The organism is Pseudorhodoplanes sinuspersici (assembly GCF_002119765.1).
GTDB classification, from domain to species: Bacteria; Pseudomonadota; Alphaproteobacteria; order Rhizobiales; family Xanthobacteraceae; genus Pseudorhodoplanes; species Pseudorhodoplanes sinuspersici.
Genome location: NZ_CP021112.1, coordinates 2,980,942 through 2,999,841, shown reverse-complemented (window position 1 = coordinate 2,999,841; position 18,900 = coordinate 2,980,942). Strand labels below are relative to the sequence as shown.

Here is an 18,900-nt window from a genome sequence, read left to right as displayed (position 1 = left end):
TGCTGCAATCAACCTTGCATTGCGGCTCCGTTCGTCGCGGCCCGCGGCGCATATTTGCGCTGCAGCGCCTTCACGATCGGAGCCATTTTCGAGCCGAACGAGCCCTTGATCATAATGGCGTCGCCATCCGAAACCGCCTCCAACACTTGCGGTTCGAGGGCGCTGGATTGGCTGGCATAGCCGCCCCGGCGGTTCGAGGGAAGCGCATCATACAGATTCCGCATCTCCGGACCGGAACAGAATACCAGATCGATCCCATGTTCCACGAGCGGTCCAGCCAGATCGCGATGCAGCGCGGCGGACTGATCGCCCAGTTCCAGCATGTCCCCGAGCACCGCAATCCTGCGGCCCAAAGCACCAGGCTGGGCCTGGCCGAGCAGCGCGATGGCCGCCCGCATGGAGACCGGGTTGGCGTTGTAGCTTTCATCGATCAGCAGCGCAGAGCCGCCTGGAAGTTCCAGCGTCGAGCGTGTACCGCGGCCGCTGGCCGGCTGCAGCCCGGCCAATGCCAGCGCCGACAAGGCGAGATCGGCCCCGGCGATCTTTGCGGCAGCCAGCACGGCCAGCGAATTCATGGCGAGATGCTTGCCCGGAGCACCGAGCTTGTAGGTGACTTCCTCCCCGAGGATGTGGGCCTGCACCGTCGTGCTGTCCGGCTGCAGCATGCATTTGATCAGCCGGGCATCGGCGCCTTCGCTCTCGCCGAACGAAACAACCCGGCCCACCCGTGCCTCTTGCGCGCGATCGGCCATGCGCTTGAATTGTGGAATGTCGCAATTGAGGATCACCGTGCCGCCAGGCATCAGGCCTTCGAAAATCTCCGCCTTGGCATCGGCAATGTCATCAACCGATTTGAAATATTCCAGATGTACCGGGGCGACTGTGGTGATGATCGCAATATCGGGGCGCACGAGTTGCGACAGCGGCGCGATCTCACCAGCATGATTCATGCCGAGTTCAAATATGGCAAAGCGCGCATCACCGGGACAGCGCGCCAGCGACAGCGGCACGCCCCAGTGGTTATTGTAAGACGCAGCCGATGCATGGGTCTTGCCCTCGCGGTCGAGCACGAGGCGCAACGCTTCTTTCGTCGACGTCTTGCCGACCGACCCGGTCACGGCAATCACCTTGCCGTTCAGACGCGCCCGGGCCGCGCGCGCCAGATCGCGAAGCCCTTCAAGGACATCCTCGACAACGATCAATGGTGCATTGTTCGGAAGCGTGTCGCGCTTGCTGGCAGCAACAACAGCCACACCGGCGCCTGCTTTCAGCGCACTTTCGACAAACGCATGGCCGTCGCGATTGTCACCGGCGATGGCAAAGAAGGCATCGCCCGGCGTCAGCGTGCGGCTGTCGATGGAAATGCCGCCGACCGAATCGGGCAACGGCTCCTCGCCATGCGCATGCATGGCCGCCACCATCGCACGGATGGACCAAAGTGCCGGCGCGCTCATCACATCCCGCTTGCCAAGGACTTGGTCGTCGTCAAGGACTTGTCTCCCAATGCCGCAGCCACCGCCTCATGATCGCTGAACGGCAGCACACGGTCACCGACAATCTGGCCGGCTTCGTGCCCTTTGCCGGCCACCACCAGAACATCGCCGCTTTCCAGCGTCGCAATGGCCTGACGGATCGCCTCGCCGCGATCGCCGATTTCGATCGCGCCGGGCGCCGCCGCCATGATCGCGGCGCGAATGGTGCCCGCATCCTCATTGCGCGGATTATCGTCAGTGACGATCACCTTGTCAGCCTTCTCCGCAGCGATCGCGCCCATCATCGCGCGTTTGCCGGGATCCCGATTCCCGCCGGCACCGAAGACAACGACAAGCCGCTTTCTCACATAAGGCCGAAGCGCCTCTAGTGTTTTCGACAAGGCATCGGGCTTGTGCGCGTAATCGATGAAGACCGGCGCATCGCCGGAACGCCCGGCAAATTCCAGCCGCCCCTTGGCCCCTTCGAGATCTTCCATCGCCTCGAATGCTTTTTCCGCCGGCGTTCCGGTGACGATAGCAAGTCCGGCCGCGACCAGCGCATTCTCGATCTGGAATTCGCCAACCAACGGCAAATGCAGTGTGTAACGCTTGCCGTTGTATTGCAGCGTCACGCTCTGCGCGTAGCCGTCGATCGCACTCTTGATGAGACGAATATCATCGCCATCACGGCCGACCGTGAAAACGCGCAAGCCGCGCGCCGATGCTGCTGCAATAACGTCGCGCGCCTGTTCGTGATCCGCGGAAATCACCGCGCTGCCACCCGGCTGCACGAGATCCTGAAACAGACGCAGCTTCGCGCGCAGATAGGATTGAAGATCGGGGTGATAGTCGAGGTGATCGCGGCTGAGATTGGTAAAGGCCCCCGCCGCAACACGCACGCCATCGAGCCGATGCTGATCGAGCCCGTGCGACGACGCTTCCAGCGCCAGATGAGTCACGCCTTCACCGGCGAGTTCGTCCAGCGTGCGGTGCAGTGCGACCGGGTCCGGCGTGGTCAGTGAGCCATAGGTCTCACCCTTCGGTGACACGACGCCGATGGTGCCGATGCTCGCAGCCGCGTGCCCTTCGGAATCCCAGATCTGACGGGTGAAAGCGGCGACGGATGTCTTGCCGCTGGTGCCAGTGATCGCGACGATCACTTCTGGCTGACGCGGGTGCAGTCTGGCTGCAGCGAGTGACAAGGCCCGTCGCACATTCTCCACGCCGATCACCGGAATACGTGATGCGCTTTGGTCCTGTCGTCCTTCGGCCAAAATGGCGACAGCGCCCGCCGTGGCGGCATCGGCAGCGAAGCGCATGCCATCGGTCTTGTTGCCGGAAATCGCGACGAACAGATCGCCTGGTTTCACGGCACGGCTGTCGGCGGTCACACCGCCGATATCAATATTTGCTGCTATTGCGTTTGGCTCCGCGAGCCCGTCTAGAATCTGGGAAAGCTTCATCACTGCGATCTTTCACGACCCAGCCAATCCGGCAAGGGGGCGTCGATAAGAAAAGCTCAGCGTGGCGAGACAGTCGCCTTTTCCTCCACACCGGAGCGCGAGATGCTCATTGACAGGCTGTTCGTCGAAGGTCCGGTCACCACCGACATACGTTCGCGTCTTGGCGTCGCACTGTAATGACAATTTCGTTATGCCGGGACCAACGCGTTTTTTGTTTTGCGGCCGCGCCTTCAAAAGCATGACACGGCAGGTGATCGGTTTTGCGCTTGGACGACCAGGTTCCACCCGGACAGCGCCTCCCAATCACATGAATTTTCGGTCGAATCGATCCGAAATAAAAACGTGATCGATTCTAATAAGTTAGAGGATGATTTCGTCCGGCCTCCGAAGCGGGCGGCGCGAAGGCGCGAAGCCGGCTCTGCCAGCACTTTAGGGTTTTGGAACAGACTTGCGGGCGCCCGCGTTACCGGGGCCAAGAGGCGTTCAAGGACAAGAACACGGACAAGGGATTGAAAGCCATGACCGGACCCGTCATGCAGATCCGTCATGATACCAGCGACCGCTGGTGGGTTGCGGCAAAATGGCCGCAGGGCCAGATCGAGGATATCATTGGTTTTCGCACCGAAAGCGAAGCCAACGACTGGATCGCCAACGAACTCGACACGTGGCTGGAGCATCGCCGGAAAGAAGAAAAGGCAGATGCCTGACGGCTGCGAGCGTTGAGCAGCATGTTGAGTATGCGTGTGACAGATGCGTGCAATCGCCATCGATTGTCTGAACTGCGGGCATTGCGTGTCGATGCCGGAAGCCGAACTTGAAACGCTCGGCTTCAGGCCCGACGAGTCTCTTGTCGTCGTCACAAAAAAACTGATCTGCAGCCGCTGCCACAGCAAGGCGGTGCGTGCCTATCGCTACATCGATGACGATCTGCAGCCGGTCTTTCATGGACCGTCGCTGGTGCCTAAAGCATGATGCCGAAAAGTGCGAAGCGGTTTTCGGACGACATCATGCTCTAACCTATTAGAACCGATCACGTTTATGATTTGGATCGATTCGACCCAAAATCATCGTGATCGAAGGCCGAGTGAACGCCCCCCGGCCCATCGCCGCGCAACGAGACCTATTTCAGCTTCATCTTCGCCGCGTCACGTGCCATTTCGAGGCAGGTGAGCAATTCGACGTAGCTTGGCGTACCCATGCGCGCGGTGTCGGAGCATTGCGTCCGGTCGGCAGCCGGATATTTCGACCAGCCGGCTTCAAGTTTGCCGCGGGCCTCCTTTTCCTCTACGAGGCAGCGACTGTAGCGCTCGTTCAGGCCGGGGCTATCCAAACCGCCCTTGCAGGTCGGCTCGACGTTGAAGGCCGGCACGCCATCGGCTGCGGCGAAGGCGAGAGGAATTAGAAGCGCAAACGGCGTTGGAAAGGCCATGGTGAATCTCCGAATTGCCACAATCTAGCAATTAGCGCGGACGGTGGCTATCCGCCTTCCGCATGTTCATCAGCAGTGTTAATTTTTTGATGTTTTTTTCGGGCGCAACAGAGCGACCCGTCACAGGAGCGAGACGATGGCCAAGGGACAAATGAAATCGAACAAGGAAGCCAAAAAGCCGAAGGCTGATGGCAACAAGGTCAAACAGGTTTCAGCTTACAAGGCTCAGCAGAGCCAGGGCGGCAAGAAGTAAAGCCGACCGGCATTGAAGCTGGTTTGTCCGCCCGCGGTGCGGGCGTGACGCTGTTCTCAAAAAAAGAAGGCCGGGGGTCTCCCCCCGGCCTTGGTCGTAGAATGTCCCGCGCAAACCCAGTTTGCAAAAACCAATCTTGCAGATTTAAGCCGCGCTCTGCTTCTTCGCGACACGCTTCAACGGAAACGCCGGGCTTTCGTAAAGTGCGCGCATTTCGGCTTCAGTGAAACGCGATTCATTCACCTCCAGTGTCGCGCCAAGCAGCGCGCCCTCCGGCATCTGCTCCAGGGCAAAGCGCAAAGCTTCAGCCGCAGTGTTGAAACGCTTGTAGGTGAACGGTCCACGCACCCGGCGGCTGCGGCTGGGATAAAGCTCGGCCGGCGCCTTGTAATCGAAACCGGACAGATCGCGGAGCTGCGCCTGCCAGCGGGCACGATTGATGGATTGAGGCTCGTTCGCCATGTGTCTTCTCCTGTCGCTTCTTGGTGTCGCAGCGACCGAATAAACAGACGCTGGCGAAACAATGAAAAGCCGCACGCCCGAGCGGCATTACAAATGGGGCCGTCTGAACGCGGCCAAGTGGCCTTTAGATGGGCCTTCCTGAGGGTTTTTGCCAGCCTGATTCGCATTTGGCGATGCAAGGCTTGTGTGCAGAATTAACCGCCCATACTGCGGCGCAACAAAATTTCGCCGCCCATGGAATATTATTTTAAGGTTCAAGCGATTTCCGCTTTTGTTCCAGCGCAGCAGTGCAATTTTCCAGCCGCTCCCCAGGATTCACAGATCTCGGATGGAAAAAGCCCCGGTCATAAGCCGGGGCTTTCCAGGTTCAGCAGCACACCGGCCATCAGCGGCAGACACGGACCCGATGGCCATGACGCCATACATGCCAGCAACGGCGAGGACCCCAATACCGGTGCCCATGCCAGCGGTATCCATGCCAGCGGTGCCCATGCCAGCGGTGCCCATGCCAACGGCGCCCGTGCCAACGGCGTCCATGCCAGTGGCGGTCGCCACGCCAATGACGACGGCCGTCCCAATGCCGGCGTCCCGAACTGAATTCATCGGCAGCCTTGACCGCCTCCGTTTGCACAGACATTGCCGGTGAAATCGGCGTCGCATTCTGTGCAGCCATTGCCGGTGCGGCGAGGCCAAGCGTGCATGCAGCAGCGAATGCGATTGCGATCATCCTCATTGTATTCTCCCTTTTCGCGGTTCATGTCCGCTGGAGAATGCGTAACGATCTAATGCGGCATTTCCACGGGTTACGCAAAATTCACGTTTATAAACATATATTTAGGTTGAGATGAATATCGTTGCATGAAGTGTTGCAACGCATCTGCCGCCACACGGAGTGAAGTCATGAGACGTGCAATCAAGCCTGCGATCGCAATTGTCGCGATGCTTGCAGCCGTCGCGACAGCAACGGCGCAGTCTGTCATCAAAGATGACGCGGAAACGATTGCCGAAAAAGATGTGCCGTCGGTCGTAACCTCGCGTATGCAATGCAAGTCGCCGTCGGGCCCGGTGACACGTCGCAGTTTAGCCGGCGGCTTCGTGTTCAGTCGGGCCTGCACGACAAGCAGCGGTCAGCAGGATCGTCTGGTTTTCGCGACCGAACGCGACGGAAAAAATGCACGGCTCTTGATGTTTCACCGTCCTGAAGGCCGACGCATTTCAGGGTTGGGCAATGTCACGTTCGCATCGGCCAAGAATGAAATTTCCGGCACGGTCGGACGGTTGACCCGCCGGATCTGCCGCGCCGAAGGACGCTGGCAGATAGAAGGCAAACAGCCCTCACCGTCCCTCGTCTATTGGCGGCAGACACGCGACTGCGACGGCAAGACAGGCTGGCAGGTGATGCTCAACCGTAAACAGTCGCAACGGTAATCATGGCCAAATTCGCCATAATTGAACCGTGGAACGGCCCCGATCACGATCTTGTGAGGCCGCTTTCACATGCCGCTATGGAAATTCGCTTTTCTTGGGGAGCGCAAAGGGGCCGTACCTCTGCGCGCATTGGAAGGGAGTAAAGAGTATGACAGCCATCAAGCGTCTTGGCGATGTTGATCGGAATGCTTCGAACGAGTTCGAAGGGGAAATTCGTGAATTCATCCGCCGTGACGTCACCATGCGCAGGCATGGAACCGATTCCGGTACGGAAACGGGCGGCGAAGGCAACACCGAAAATCTGAATTCGCTGATCGAGCGCGTTTCCGGCGCAACGGTCAGTGAGATTGATCGCTTGATTTCGGAATTACAGGGCATTCGCACGCTTCTACACAACGAAGGCGAGCGCGTTCGCCGCGAGATCACCGGGTATGCCGGCCTTAGCCAATCGGCCGTCGCAACGATGAAAGTCATCGGCGACACGCTGTCGCAATTGAAGCCGGGCAATACTCTCCCGATGCCGCCGCGCCCCGACTCCAACTGATTTTATCATCACCGATTGCGGGCATACGCTCGCAATCGGCCACTCTGAAAACAGTCCAAAGAACAGACACGATGCCGCATTTTGCGTCGTGTCCGGCGATTTCGGTTGTCATCATGTCGTGATAAGGGCTTGGCCCAACAAATGCCGTTTCCGGCTGGCACCCCGACACCCGAAATCAAAAAATGGACGGCTGCACGATGACATTGGCATTGAGGCATTCGGCTTTGGGATGTCTGCTGGCGTTTGCCACTGCCGTTAGCAACACAGCACTTGCGCAGAACGTTTCCATCATCGCGCCGGCACCTGCCGAATCCGAGGTGATCGGCTCGCCCGACACCTATGAGTCAACGGGCGAGGAATTGCCGGCCATCGACTGGAACCGCGTCAACATCGACGCGTACGACCTTACGCGTTCGATGAAAGCCCGCGATATACGCCGCAACGGCAATACGAATGCTCCGGTCTGGGACCGGACGGAAAACAGAAATGGCTCGGCCAACGTGACGGTGAAACGGTCGTTGCCGACAGCTCTCGACACCAAAGTCGGTGTTGACATGGTGATCTCGCCGTCATCATCGGCGATCACCTTACCCGGCGCACAGCAACAAGCCTCGAGCGGAGCGGCTTGGGCCAGTACCGCGCTGCCATCCTTTGGTCCGTGGTGGGATCAGGCATCAGTCAATGCCCGCCTCGACCCGATAGCCGATCAGGGCAGACTGGGGACATCCGTCAGCAAGTCGATGCCACTCAACGAACAGATGTCGCTGACACTGCAGAGTGGCTTGGGGGTGAGCCAGACGCTGGCTTCATCCTCTCTCGGATCCGCGCCCGCGCATATGGTTGAGGCGGATCGTTCGGCCAAGCTGAGCTGGACACCGACGGGCACCAGCTTCATTGCCGGCTCGAAGCTGTCATCGAACGATGACCGCTGGCTCAACTCGTTTGGCGCCGAACAGAACCTGTTCGGCGGTATTTCCGTGCGCGGGACCGTGAGCGAAACGACAACCGGCGTCCATGACCACAGCCTGACAGCCGGCTTCAAGCGATCCTGGTAGCCAACGCGCCGCAAGGGCGGGCGCTATCGTGTTCCCTCGTCCTTGGTGACGATGTCGACCACCTGCCGTTTGGCGGGATCCACGATGAGGATTTTTTCGTCCGGCAGCTTGGCGGATTTGAAGTCGCGCAACAGGCCGATCTGATCCTTCACCGAAATCGGCATTTCATTGAGCATGATGGAATCGGGAATTTCCTTGCCGATTTCCATGGCAGTCCCGTCGGGCACCCGCTGCGGCTGCTGGCTGCCGATTTCACGATAAATCGTCCGTTTATGATCCTGGGTCAGGCCAAGTCCCGGCCCTGTTGGGGAGACAGCCGTCGTCTGGGCATGAACGGGCAGCCCCAGAATCATTGAAAAGATAACGGCCGCGCAGACTAGTCGCCAGTGAAGCATCACAGAGTTCCATGTGGGGGTTATCCGATTGATAACCACGGAACCGCAGAAGCGTTTCACGGTAAAATCGAAGTGCGCAGTTATTGGACAAGACGCCGGGGCCGCCGCTTATTGCGGCAGAATGGCAAATCGTTCCGAAGAACCGGCATAGGCGGGAGCCGACGCGTTCACATGCGCCGTCACGACGAGGAACGCCACAAGCACGACAACCGCAGTCAATCCACTACACAGGGTCCCAGTATCGTAATTCGGTTTATCTGACGCTTTCAGTGGGATTCATAGTCGCTATTCTTTTTTCAATTCCATACTTTCTTGCCCCGTTTTAATCGCTAACAGCTAATCGGTGCCTTGACCTGACCGAGATTCTAATCCAGGCGCGGTGAGAGCTTATTGCAACGCGATCTCCATTTCGAGTGGCTTCATGTCGCTGTAGGCCGCAGGTGCAGGAGGTCGATATCCAAGCGATGAGTGTGGGCGTTTGTGATTGTAATGGCGGCGCCATTGTTCAATGACGATCCTGGCCTCCTTCAGGCTGTAGAAGATTCCGCCGTTGAGCAGTTCGTCGCGGAGCCTGCCATTGAAGCTTTCGCAATAGCCGTTTTCCCAAGGGCTGCCAGGTGCGATGAACAGAGTGTTTAACCCGAGCTGAGCGAGCCAATCCCTGACAACCTTGGCGGTCATCTCGGGGCCGTTGTCGGAACGAATGTGAGTGGGGATACCCTTCCTCAGCATCACATCGGCGAAGGTCTCGATGACGCCGATGCTCGTGATCCGTCGAGCCACCCGGATAGCAAGGCACTCGCGGGTGTATTCATCAATCAACGTCAGCAGACGCAGCGATCGACCATCATGGGTTTGCGCTGATACAAAATCATAGCTCCACACATGCCGTGGACGTTCCGGTCGCAACCGGACGCACGATCCATCGTTGAGCCATAAGCGCCCCCTCGGACGCTGCTTTTTAGGGACTTTGAGGCCCTCCCGGCGCCAGATCCGTTGCACCCGGCCTTTCCCCACCTGCCAGCCGCTAATCTTCAGCAGCGCCGTGATCCGACGATAGCCGTAACGGCCATATTCGGAGGCAAGGGTGACAATGGCTCGGGTGAGCGCATCCTCGTCGGCACGAATCGTGGGAATATAACGCTGCGTTCCCCGCGGCTGGCTGACAATCCGGCAGGCATGACGTTCCGAGAGCTGATACTTGCGTCGGATCGCTTCGACTGCCTGCCGGCGCCGGTCAGGCGCTAAAAGTTTCCCTCAGCGACATCCTTCAGGATCTGCTTCTCCAGCGACAGATCGGCGACCAGCCGCTTGAGCCGAGCGTTCTCTCGCTCCAGCTCCTTGAAGCGCTTGGCCTGCTCCATCTCAAGCCCGCCATACTCATTGCGCCACCGATAAAAACTCTGCTCCGCTATCTCGGCTTCCTTGCAAGCTTGGGCAATTGTCCGCCCCTGCGCAACCAACACATCGATCTGGCGAAGCTTGGCAACGATCTGCTCCGCGCTATGTCGTTTCCTTGGCATCTTCGGGTATCCTTTCCATGCCGATTATCTCAATCAGCCTGGTTCAAGAAAACCCGGTCAGGTCAGCGCATGATGCAAGCTCCTTTTTGTGAGCTGCTGCCGGTTTGATGGACACCAAGATAGGGTGTTTCATGAAGCCGGAGGTTGCCATGCAAAGACGGAAGTTTGGTCGCGAGTTCAAGCTTGAAGCGATAAAGCTGGTCAGGGAGCGCGGGGTCTCGGTCGCACAGGCAGCGCGTGACCTGGATGTCCATGAGAACGTGCTGCGCAAATGGGTGCGCGAGCTGGGCGCCGATCCTGCACAGGCCTTTCCCGGCCACGGACAGATGAAGCCAGAGCAGCAGGAGATCGCGCGCCTGCGCCGCGAAGTGGCCAAGCTCAAGGCCGAGAGGGATATCCTAAAAAAGGCCGCAGCCTTCTTCGCGAAGGAAGCGACATGAAGTTCGTCTTCATTGCGAAGCACCGGGGCATCTGGCCGGTGGCATGGCTGTGCAACGCATTGGGCGTCTCCCGGTCCGGCTTCCATGCTTGGCTGAACCGCTCGTTCAGTGCCCGAGCCCGTAGCGATGAAGTGATCGGCGGGCGGATCAAGGCAAGCTTCGTCAATAGCGATCGGACCTACGGAGCGCGACGCGTCTGGCGCGACTTGCTTGCCGACGGTATCGAATGCGGTCTGCACCGGGTCGAACGACTGATGCAGCAGCAGGCCTTGCGAGCCAGGCCACGACGACGGCGCTTGCCTAAGGATAACGGTGATCGCCAGATTGCAGTTGCTCCCTCGAACCTGCTGGACCGGCAGTTCGCAGCTGAGCGACCGAACCAGAAATGGGTTGCCGACTTTACCTATATCTGGACGGCCGAGGGATGGTTGTACGTCTCTGCCGTGATTGACCTGTTCTCACGGCGCGTCGTCGGCTGGTCAATGAGTGCCGGTATGACGGCTCAGTTGGTCGCGGATGCCCTGCTGATGGCGGTGTGGCGTCGTGGCAAACCGGACGCGCTCATGCATCACTCTGATCGCGGCAGCCAATATGCCAGTGACCAGTTCCAGCGCTTGATGGCCGACAGTGGCATCACCTGCAGCATGAGCCGATCCGGCAACGTCTGGGACAATGCCGCTATGGAAAGCTTCTTCTCATCGCTGAAAACCGAGCGCATCGCTCGAAGGAACTACCGCACCCGGAACGAGGCCAAGGCAGATGTGTTCGATTACATCGAGCGGTTCTATAACACGACCAGGCGTCACTCGACGATCGGATACGTCAGCCCCGTTGAGTTCGAGCGGAAGCTGGGATTAGCTTAACTGGCTGTCCACTGAACCGGCAGCAGGCCATTGTACATCCCCGATGTCTGAGATCATCCTGCGAGGCTCTTGCTTCTCACCGAGGTCGGGTTGTTGCCGCCTCATGATGGGATCAGAAGGATCGGGCGGAGCCATCTAAGCCGCGCGGTCGAAGTACGCCGCACGAGTTTCCTCGGTCTCACCCGGTCCCATCGTCCTCGCGGGACGCCTCCTCCAGCGGGGAGGAAGTTGAACAGGTCGATTGGTTGTCCCCTGTTTATGTTGCGCTTGCGGTCCAGCGGAAGTCGGCGTTATCCCCGCCACATCCGATGAAGGATGGTGGCGACTTTGCGCGCGACGGCGACCATGGCTTTTTGCATGCCGCGTCGACGTGCAACCGCGATGCCCCAGACTTTAAGCGGATTCCAGCGGCCAGGTCCGGTCAGAACGACAAGGCGCAGCTTCATAAAGACTCGATCGAGGCATCACGTCTCCACATCGCGAGATACGACCCGTCCTGGAGACCTCGCCGGATTGATAAAGGCGTGGTGTAAGTCCGTAATGTGCACCCACACATTTGGATCTTGAGAATCGTGCGGGATTATCAACGCAGGTCCGGAATGTAAGCGCGACGATCGGCCCGACCCCGGGCGCGGACATCAACCGGCGACAGACCAGATCGACCCGCACCAAATCCAGCAGCATGCGATGGAGCTTTGCAAACTGAGTTCGAAGAGCCGCTCGAGCCTCCAAAAGCGGGCCGACGATCGCAGCAACGAGCGGATTGCCCTTGACGAGCTCACAAATGCGATCCTCGAATTTGACCGAGCCAACGACGCCCCCTTTAAAGTCGAAATTGCGCAGTGAACCGCGCAGGTCGTTCTCGATGTCATAGATCTTCCGCTGCAACAGCTTGCGCGAGGTCAACAGCAGTCGTCGATGCTGACTGGCAGGGGTTTTGACATGCACCGCCTTAAATAAACCGACGCGCATCATCTGGGCGATGCCACGGGCATCGTTCCGGTCGGTCTTGTTGATTCGTGCCGAGAGAGCAGCATGCATGTGCCGGGTCTCGAAACAGATCGCTGCAAGACCGACCTCGACGAGGCCAGCATAAATCCATTGCTCGTCGCCGATCGGACTCACAGAGCTTCATGTATGGACGGACCCTGCTTTGCAAGGCGCAAGATGAAGCTTCGGCAACGTTCGGGTCAGGTGCGTTCATGTATGCGGCTGTTTTTGCGGCCCATCTCATGACCGCTGGCCCTGATGGAGTTCGCGGATCGACGCCTCATCAACGGGACGCGCTCGTGGCGCCCAAAGCTCTGCGGGCTTTTGTCGATCCCCGGTCCAGCCCGGTCGTGCCATCACCTCACTTTCGCCCTCCAACCGAGTCTCCTGCGATCGGCGGCTATGCTGCCGTATGCGCCGGAGAGCGGAAGGTCTCGCCGCGCATCATCAAGGCCCAAGCGATCCGCGCCATCTTGTTGGCGAGCGCGATGATGACAACCTTCGGCGGACGGCGCTCCTGCAAGCCTTGGATCCACGCTTCGCCCGCCGCGGCACGTGCCTTAGCGAAGCGGATGGCGTTGCCGCCGACATAGAGCAAATGACGGATGTACCGGTCGCCGCGCTTGGAAATTCGCCCGAGCTTGTCCTTACCTCCACTCGAGCGGTTTCTGGGCGTGAGGCCGAGCCATGCGGCAAACTCGCGGCCAGAGCGGAACATTGCGGGATCAGGCACGGTGCTGACGATCTCCATCGCGGTGATGGGGCCGACGCCGGGGATTGAGGCGAGATGCCGACTGAGGCGTCGGCGCGGTGAAGCGCCACCAATCGCTTCTCAAGCGTCTCGATGCGCTGCCGCACGCTCGCGAGCTCGTCGACGAGCAGCATCAGCACCTCGCGCGCCAGCTGCGGCACCGCCGGGTCGTGGACCTCGGCCGCGAGCTTTTCCACACGGTGGATGCCCTGAGGCGCTACGATTCCGAACTCGGCCAGATGCGCGCGCAGCGCGGTCGCCAACATCGTGCGCTGACGGACGAGCAGCTCGCGCACACGGTGAAGCATGAGCATGGCCTGCTGATCAGCAGACTTGACCGCGACGAAGCGCATCGTTGGTCGCGTGACCGCTTCGGCGATCGCCTGGGCGTCGGCCGCGTCGGTCTTGTTGCGCTTGACGTATGGCTTCATGTAGGCGGACGGCATCAATTTGACGTTATGGCCCATCGCGATCAGCTCCCGCGCCCAGTGGTGGCAGTTGCGCACGCCTCTATGCTTACGAGGGATGGAGGCAAATCCCGGAAATGGTCGAGCACTTGGCCGCGCCGCAGCCGCGCCTGGGCAACCATGCGCCCTTCAGCGTCCGCAGCGTGGATCTGGAAAACTTGCTTGGCGATATCGAAACCAATGACGCTAATCTGCATTTTGGGCGGCTCCTGCCTGAGCGGACCTACACCACGGCCACCATGGCACGCCGATGCCGGGTGCAGGGGCCGTCCACCCCATCAACGGAAAGCTGCGCGATGAGCTGCTCAACGGGGAGATCTTTTACACGCTGAAGCAGGCCCAGACTGTGATCGAGAACTGGCGACGCCACTACAACACGGTGCGTCCGCACTCATCGCTCGGATATCGACCGCCGGCACCGGAGGTCTTCGCCTAGTCAGCCCCACATCAGATGGTCAAAATGAAATCTATAAACTAACATTCAGATCGGACCACCAACTGGGGGCTGGTCACGGCCAGCATCGGTAAAACGATCCAGCGCAGCTGAAGCAAGGCCGGGAGTGCACAAACTTAGTCACGTGTTGCCCCTCATTCTGAAAAGGTCGCTCTCACGACTAAGTTTACTGTTGCATGCATTGAGTTGTCGATCGGCACATGAGGATTGGCGCAAGCCAATCGCAGTTTGTGGTCGCAAAAGCAATGCCAGCGTTCGCAATTCCAATGATCAGTTGACCATCAAAAAGGCCTGTTCGTCGGTTGAAATCGAGGATCCCAAGAGTTCAAAACGTGTTCTTCAGACCCGCGCATGTTTTGCAATACTTGCCTCCACCAAACATGGAAGGGCCAAGTGATGCATCATGCCCCGCGGACACGCCGAAGCGAAGGCGAGATTTCAGAGCTGCTCAATGAGGCTCTCAAGAAAACGGTAGTATGCCGCGGAGTGCCGTTTGGGCCGATCATCCAGCGCGATACTCCCGGTGATGGGACCGCCCACCTCCAAGACAACCCATCTGGCAGTTGCCAGCGCGCATTCATCGCCATCAGATCGCAACTTCAATCAGGCATCTCGATCGCACCGTTTGAAAAGGGTTACTATTAACTCGCAGCGCGGCCGGTTACCACGCAGATGGCTAGTCTGCAGAGATAAAAAGATATGGACACGGCCTGATAAAGGATCGAGTCAATCCCCATCTCTCAATCTAGACAACAGTGGAAAGACACAGCATCGAAAGAGCGCACGCGCAGCGTGATGTCGATACCACGCACAGGATCGCCAGCTTTAACTCGCGTTTTGCCGGTGTAAGGCGGCCTGCGACCGCCTCGTTTTCGGCAAGCGGTTCTTTCAGGAGTTCAGAGGTTCTTTCAGGAGTTCAGAAATGTCTAAATGGTTTGTACCGCCTATCGTCGTTCCGATTGGCTTGGCTGTGTTTGTCATCGCGGTGATGATTGTTCGGCAATCATTCGGGCTGTAGCGGTACATTGACACATCGCCTCTCGGCGTGGAGTTTTCTCTGAAATTTGCGCTAGCAAAGAAGGTGATGTAATGACCGGTCGATCCAAAGCGACGCAACCGCTACGATTGTTGATTCTTTCCGCATTCATTTTCCTCGGTACGTCTGCCTCCGCTCAGTTTCTGGAAAAAAGCAAACGCGTGAAATTGCGGCTCGGATGCCAGGAACCGGTCAAGGCGATGGAGGCAGCATTAGGAGTCTGTATGATCAGTGCCACCCGAGCGCGCGTCTGGTGTCCTAATGGCAAGGTTTATGAGCGAACCGGCGCGCTACCCGATACTTCCCTCATCAGGTCCGTCTGTGATTTGAGGCAGATTTTGTAACATCGAAAGACAATATTGCTTCGTGTATATCCAGAAGTTCTCTGCCGTCGAAATCAAATGAAATATATCGCCATCACACCCTGCCGCTAAATGGAAAGCTGGAATTTGATAGCGCGCATTCCGCCGCCACTATTTGCTCTCTGTCGGGCGGGAGCGCGGTCGCGTCTAAGACCGCTTCGGGGCATCGTGCGCCTATCTAGGACACATAGCGCGCATCATTAGTCCTGTAGGGGCTCTTCTGATTGCCGCCCCGTTCACTGCGCGTGATCATCGGGGATCGCTAGCCTGGAAAGACTGCTCAAGCTCTTGGTCTCGCCGCCATTTATCCTATCGTGTTTCTACTTCTGACCGGTCGCTTTATGTGGTCATCAACGGACGCGTCCGGTTTGCACGGGGGAGTACCTTCGTCGGCGTCGATATCCTTGAGAAATTAAGCTGCGCGTCGTAGCGCATGCGCCAACCAAATCAGAATGCAGGCTCCAATGAAGCCAGCGACGAGGTAGCCGGGCCAGCCGCCGAAGGTGAAGCCAAACACCCCAAGCAGAAAGCTTGCGATCGCGGCCCCGACAACGCCCAAACAAATGTTCTTTAGCATACCCATCTGGCTTTGCATGAACTGCTCGGCCAGGCAGCCGACGATAAACCCAATAATAATAGCCGCGATCCAGCCGACTTGTGCGTCTTCCATTTGCACTCCGGCGTCAGGTGATTCCAGCTAACACTCGGGAAGCGAAATGGTTCAACCGTGATGTGACTAAACCTCTGACAAAGTGCCAACGGACAGGCCGATCGGCTCGATTGATCAGACGGACTTTCTATTCGCAACAAGGCGAATTCAAACCGCGAGGCAACGATCTTTTTTCATGGCGGCGAACCGCTCTCGGTGAAGTTGCGCAACTACAAGATTCATTTCCAGATCACCCCAACAGCGCCCCCTTCGATCCCATGTTAGCGAAGCGCCGGCATGACTGAACAGCCCCAGAGAACCGTCGCACACAGCGCACACCAATAGCCCGACCGGGAGGAATACATCAATGAAACCGTCATTTTTAAATTCGAAACCCGCTGTACCTAATGCGTTCCGTGGCGTTTGTAGTCGCTAAACTTCTGGCTGCGCCGCATCATTTTTATCCACTTGAGATCCTGCGCTGTGGGCTGCGGTGACGCCTCACCTGCCGGCGCAGCTGCGGATCTTGGACACTGACGTCCGTTACATCGCCGTGAACTGATGCCGCTGGTAACGATCAGTAATGCTATCCTCCCTGACTTTCATGGGAGGCTTGAATGGTCTATTTGCTTGATGTGCCTTCGCTTGACGGATCGAAGAGATTTTTCGTGAACGTGGATCAAATCTGGACCGTGATGCCGCACCGTAACGATACCGGGAAGTGCACGGTCACATTTAGCAATGAACACTCCGTAGGTGTCGGGTGCGAACCTTTTGTGCTCGTTGACGCAGTGCGAAGAGGAGACGATCGGGTTCCTTAAGATCAGCCGTCCCCCGAGTGCTGCGCACCGTTAATATCCATCCGGCACCAGTGAAGATTGTGCAGATCTATGCTCACTGGCGCGGCTATGACCAAATTCTCGTCGGCGACCAGATCATCGTCGTCAATCCGCGCACGCATGAAATCGTAGCAGCGCTCGACGCCTGAGGCCCGTTGTACAAAAGAGGCGGCCTATCGGCCGCCTCTTTCTATTAATTAGCACAGCAAGAGCGTCACGAGGCGAACTATTCAACTCGGGCTTTCCGGTTGGGCTTCGGATTCTCAACTCACTGAGCCAATCGAACGACCGCTTTGCGCGGTAGCGGATTGAGCACGACTCAAGCGTAGCCGTAATTCCTGTAGGCGGCGGTGGCTGAGAGAGCATGTGTGCTCCCGCCTGCGAAAGCGGGAGACTCGCGGCGCTGGCACCGGCGGCGATGACTGGCTCTATGAGTTCAAGATGGCGACTGCCCGGGCCGGGTTCATGTGCACGACGGTCGCGTCACCGTTTCTTCACGCGAGGATGATTGAACAGAGCAGTTCGCGCCGGTCGCGAGCGGCGCAGCCAAGCTTCGCGTGGAGAGCGCGGTCATAGACGGAGAAGTCGCCGTGTTCGGCGCCAAGGGGCGTCCGGATTTTCAGGCGCTCCGTCGCGAGCTTGGCTCCCCACTCCACCCGGATGGTCTTTCGGCTTTCGATCTCCTCTACCTGAACGCGGAGGATCTGTGACGGGACAATACCGTTATTACCCTTCGAGGAAGTGCCCCAGAGCTTTCAGCGGGCGCAGCCGATCACACACGATCTTTAGGATGGCCAGCATCGGGACGGCCAAGATCGCGCCAGGCACCCCCCACATCCAGAACCAGGACACAAGCGACAAGATGACAAGCACGGGGTTCAATGTGAAGCGCCGCGCAAGCAACATGGGTGTTATTGCTTCACCCTCGACGAGGTGGATGCCGAAATAGAGAATCGGTGGCAGCAAAGCCCACCATAGGCTGTCGAAGCTCAGCATTCCAGCGAGGAGGAAGATGCCGGTCCCAAACAGCGGCCCCAGAATTGGAATGTAGTTGAGCAGAAAGGCTGTGGTCCCCCACAATAAGGGGTCTCCAAGCCCGCAAAGATACATTGCGGCAGCGGTTGCGAGTCCCACGGCAGCATTCATCGCCGTGATCGTCACCAAATAAGCGGATATGTTGCCTTCGATCTGCTGAGATATATCGACGGCTTGTCGCTTGTCTCTGAATTTCGGTAGGATTTCGACGATCCGCCGAAGGAACGTATCGCCCGACACTATCAAAAAGTAGAGCAACAGGACGGTCGTAAACAGCCCGTCGAGGACGGCTCGTGTTCCCGCAAACAGTGCGCCTGTCAGGCCGAGGTCACGGCGAAGTGTAATGGTGGATGCCTTGTCTCCGGGCGCGTCGGCAACGCGCTCAGCCTGTTGGATGACCTTTTGCAACGCTTCGATTGGCCCCTTTAGAACAACCAAGTGAGTTTCGAGGCGTGGTATGCCTAGCGGCAACCTCTCGGCCCAGGTTGCGGCGGGACCTGACAGGACCGCCACAAGACCGACAAGCACTCCAATGACCAGCAGGATCGGCAAAAGCGCTCCGATGACCCGAGGTAAGCACGCACGACGGGTTGCAGAAGGAGCTTCAATACGAAGGCCAATACGATGGGGAGGATAATCGAGCTTGCTATGTAGATCGCCGCCAAAGCGCTCAATGCGAAAATACCGCCGAGAAAGAACGTCTGCAGATTGGATGGCAGTGGCATCTCGACCTCGTCGGCAGCCTCCGTCAACACTTCATTCGGTTCCGACGGACGAGCTTCCTCGCCCGGCGATAACGCGGAGCGTTGCGGCGGTGTTGAGACAGAAACCATGGCCCGTCTCCATTCTGGCGGTGAGCACCCCTTCTATACGAAGTGAACTCTACCCGCTTTCGCCACATTTCGCTTTGGGTAAGCGTCACATCCTCTGGTAATTCAACAGCAGCATTTAGCTCCTGGATCTGCGCGCTGTTCGCCAACCGCGGGGCGT

The 18,900-nt window shown here is 58.4% G+C and carries 15 protein-coding genes and 4 pseudogenes; 9 read left to right on the top strand and 10 right to left on the bottom strand.

Features of this window, described 5'->3' with window-relative positions; all coding sequences use genetic code 11:
• Positions 1 to 8 precede the first annotated feature (8 nt).
• Together CAK95_RS14490 and CAK95_RS14485 are read right to left on the bottom strand one after the other, a co-directional pair.
• The gene (locus tag CAK95_RS14490) at positions 9 to 1,454 is read right to left on the bottom strand and encodes a UDP-N-acetylmuramoylalanyl-D-glutamyl-2,6-diaminopimelate--D-alanyl-D-alanine ligase (RefSeq protein ID WP_086088545.1); all 1,446 of its coding nucleotides are present in this window, start codon (positions 1,452 to 1,454) and stop codon (positions 9 to 11) included.
• Entirely contained in the window at positions 1,454 to 2,935 is a 1,482-nt protein-coding gene (locus CAK95_RS14485; RefSeq protein WP_086088544.1) for a UDP-N-acetylmuramoyl-L-alanyl-D-glutamate--2,6-diaminopimelate ligase, read from the bottom strand. Before CAK95_RS14485 ends, CAK95_RS14490 begins: the two co-directional genes overlap by 1 nt.
• Before the next feature lie 518 nt (positions 2,936 to 3,453).
• Between CAK95_RS14485 and CAK95_RS14480 the strand changes: the two genes are divergently transcribed.
• Both CAK95_RS14480 and CAK95_RS14475 read left to right on the top strand, forming a co-directional pair.
• Positions 3,454 to 3,642, top strand: coding sequence for a hypothetical protein (locus tag CAK95_RS14480; RefSeq protein ID WP_147413732.1), 189 nt, complete (start codon positions 3,454 to 3,456; stop codon positions 3,640 to 3,642).
• Positions 3,643 to 3,685: 43 nt separating this feature from the next.
• Positions 3,686 to 3,907, top strand: coding sequence for a hypothetical protein (locus tag CAK95_RS14475; protein ID WP_086088542.1), 222 nt, complete (start codon positions 3,686 to 3,688; stop codon positions 3,905 to 3,907).
• A gap of 148 nt (positions 3,908 to 4,055) precedes the next feature.
• On the opposite strand, the gene CAK95_RS14470 is transcribed toward CAK95_RS14475, so the two are convergent.
• Both CAK95_RS14470 and CAK95_RS14465 read right to left on the bottom strand, forming a co-directional pair.
• Positions 4,056 to 4,364 (bottom strand): hypothetical protein, encoded by a 309-nt coding sequence (locus CAK95_RS14470; RefSeq protein WP_086088541.1) that lies wholly within the window; start codon positions 4,362 to 4,364, stop codon positions 4,056 to 4,058.
• A 397-nt stretch (positions 4,365 to 4,761) separates the two neighbouring features.
• On the bottom strand, positions 4,762 to 5,079 hold the full coding sequence (locus CAK95_RS14465) for a hypothetical protein (RefSeq protein ID WP_245303404.1): 318 nt from the start codon (positions 5,077 to 5,079) through the stop codon (positions 4,762 to 4,764).
• Positions 5,080 to 5,313: 234 nt separating this feature from the next.
• On the opposite strand from CAK95_RS14465, the gene CAK95_RS29235 reads away from it, so the two are divergent.
• The 4 genes from CAK95_RS29235 to CAK95_RS14445 all read left to right on the top strand — a co-directional run bounded on the left by CAK95_RS29235 (position 5,314) and on the right by CAK95_RS14445 (position 8,106).
• Positions 5,314 to 5,676: a hypothetical protein gene (locus CAK95_RS29235; RefSeq protein ID WP_147413733.1), complete on the top strand. Its 363-nt coding sequence runs from the start codon at positions 5,314 to 5,316 to the stop codon at positions 5,674 to 5,676.
• A gap of 303 nt (positions 5,677 to 5,979) precedes the next feature.
• A complete protein-coding gene (locus tag CAK95_RS14455; RefSeq protein WP_086088539.1) occupies positions 5,980 to 6,507 on the top strand; it encodes a hypothetical protein in 528 nt (175 codons plus the stop codon).
• Positions 6,508 to 6,655: 148 nt separating this feature from the next.
• Positions 6,656 to 7,051 (top strand): hypothetical protein, encoded by a 396-nt coding sequence (locus CAK95_RS14450; RefSeq protein WP_086088538.1) that lies wholly within the window; start codon positions 6,656 to 6,658, stop codon positions 7,049 to 7,051.
• A gap of 197 nt (positions 7,052 to 7,248) precedes the next feature.
• Complete coding sequence (locus CAK95_RS14445; RefSeq protein WP_147413734.1) at positions 7,249 to 8,106, top strand: hypothetical protein; 858 nt, start codon at positions 7,249 to 7,251, stop codon at positions 8,104 to 8,106.
• Between the two features lie 23 nt (positions 8,107 to 8,129).
• Here the strand turns inward: CAK95_RS14445 and CAK95_RS14440 are convergent, their stop codons facing one another.
• Both CAK95_RS14440 and CAK95_RS14435 read right to left on the bottom strand, forming a co-directional pair.
• On the bottom strand, positions 8,130 to 8,561 hold the full coding sequence (locus CAK95_RS14440) for a hypothetical protein (RefSeq protein WP_157699629.1): 432 nt from the start codon (positions 8,559 to 8,561) through the stop codon (positions 8,130 to 8,132).
• 327 nt (positions 8,562 to 8,888) lie between these two features.
• Positions 8,889 to 10,024, bottom strand: a protein-coding gene (locus CAK95_RS14435) for an IS3 family transposase (RefSeq protein WP_120265451.1) whose coding sequence is annotated in 2 segments (ribosomal slippage) — positions 8,889 to 9,760 and positions 9,760 to 10,024 — 1,137 coding nt in all. Because the reading frame shifts where the segments join, the coding sequence is not laid out codon by codon here.
• Between the two features lie 149 nt (positions 10,025 to 10,173).
• Here CAK95_RS14435 and CAK95_RS14430 point away from each other — a divergent pair.
• Positions 10,174 to 11,327, top strand: a protein-coding gene (locus CAK95_RS14430) for an IS3 family transposase (RefSeq protein ID WP_157699628.1) whose coding sequence is annotated in 2 segments (ribosomal slippage) — positions 10,174 to 10,423 and positions 10,423 to 11,327 — 1,155 coding nt in all. Because the reading frame shifts where the segments join, the coding sequence is not laid out codon by codon here.
• A 256-nt stretch (positions 11,328 to 11,583) separates the two neighbouring features.
• Here CAK95_RS14430 and CAK95_RS14425 read toward each other — a convergent pair.
• Both CAK95_RS14425 and CAK95_RS14420 read right to left on the bottom strand, forming a co-directional pair.
• A pseudogene (locus CAK95_RS14425) lies at positions 11,584 to 12,428 on the bottom strand (IS110 family RNA-guided transposase); the annotation flags it as partial.
• A gap of 289 nt (positions 12,429 to 12,717) precedes the next feature.
• A pseudogene (locus CAK95_RS14420) lies at positions 12,718 to 13,732 on the bottom strand (IS110 family RNA-guided transposase).
• A gap of 41 nt (positions 13,733 to 13,773) precedes the next feature.
• Here CAK95_RS14420 and CAK95_RS14415 point away from each other — a divergent pair.
• Positions 13,774 to 13,971, top strand: a pseudogene (locus CAK95_RS14415) (integrase core domain-containing protein); the annotation flags it as partial.
• A 1,828-nt stretch (positions 13,972 to 15,799) separates the two neighbouring features.
• Here the strand turns inward: CAK95_RS14415 and CAK95_RS14405 are convergent.
• Positions 15,800 to 16,057 carry a GlsB/YeaQ/YmgE family stress response membrane protein gene (locus CAK95_RS14405; protein ID WP_086088534.1) on the bottom strand — a complete coding sequence of 86 codons (258 nt, stop codon included), beginning with the start codon at positions 16,055 to 16,057 and terminating at the stop codon, positions 15,800 to 15,802.
• An 817-nt stretch (positions 16,058 to 16,874) separates the two neighbouring features.
• On the opposite strand from CAK95_RS14405, the gene CAK95_RS29230 reads away from it, so the two are divergent.
• Complete coding sequence (locus CAK95_RS29230) at positions 16,875 to 17,024, top strand: hypothetical protein (RefSeq protein WP_157699627.1); 150 nt, start codon at positions 16,875 to 16,877, stop codon at positions 17,022 to 17,024.
• A gap of 577 nt (positions 17,025 to 17,601) precedes the next feature.
• On the opposite strand, the pseudogene CAK95_RS14400 reads toward CAK95_RS29230, so the two are convergent.
• Positions 17,602 to 18,743: pseudogene (locus CAK95_RS14400) on the bottom strand (AI-2E family transporter).
• Positions 18,744 to 18,900: the final 157 nt, after the last annotated feature.

What these genes read in the sequence shown, in the direction of transcription:
- CAK95_RS14490 (WP_086088545.1), bottom strand. Translation starts at nt 1,454, where the DNA reads ATGAGCGCGCCGGCACTTTGGTCCATCCGTGCGATGGTGGCGGCCATG.
- CAK95_RS14485 (WP_086088544.1), bottom strand. Translation starts at nt 2,935, where the DNA reads ATGAAGCTTTCCCAGATTCTAGACGGGCTCGCGGAGCCAAACGCAATA.
- CAK95_RS14480 (WP_147413732.1), top strand. Translation starts at nt 3,454, where the DNA reads ATGACCGGACCCGTCATGCAGATCCGTCATGATACCAGCGACCGCTGG.
- CAK95_RS14475 (WP_086088542.1), top strand. Translation starts at nt 3,686, where the DNA reads ATGCGTGCAATCGCCATCGATTGTCTGAACTGCGGGCATTGCGTGTCG.
- CAK95_RS14470 (WP_086088541.1), bottom strand. Translation starts at nt 4,364, where the DNA reads ATGGCCTTTCCAACGCCGTTTGCGCTTCTAATTCCTCTCGCCTTCGCC.
- CAK95_RS14465 (WP_245303404.1), bottom strand. Translation starts at nt 5,079, where the DNA reads ATGGCGAACGAGCCTCAATCCATCAATCGTGCCCGCTGGCAGGCGCAG.
- CAK95_RS29235 (WP_147413733.1), top strand. Translation starts at nt 5,314, where the DNA reads ATGGAATATTATTTTAAGGTTCAAGCGATTTCCGCTTTTGTTCCAGCG.
- CAK95_RS14455 (WP_086088539.1), top strand. Translation starts at nt 5,980, where the DNA reads ATGAGACGTGCAATCAAGCCTGCGATCGCAATTGTCGCGATGCTTGCA.
- CAK95_RS14450 (WP_086088538.1), top strand. Translation starts at nt 6,656, where the DNA reads ATGACAGCCATCAAGCGTCTTGGCGATGTTGATCGGAATGCTTCGAAC.
- CAK95_RS14445 (WP_147413734.1), top strand. Translation starts at nt 7,249, where the DNA reads ATGACATTGGCATTGAGGCATTCGGCTTTGGGATGTCTGCTGGCGTTT.
- CAK95_RS14405 (WP_086088534.1), bottom strand. Translation starts at nt 16,057, where the DNA reads ATGGAAGACGCACAAGTCGGCTGGATCGCGGCTATTATTATTGGGTTT.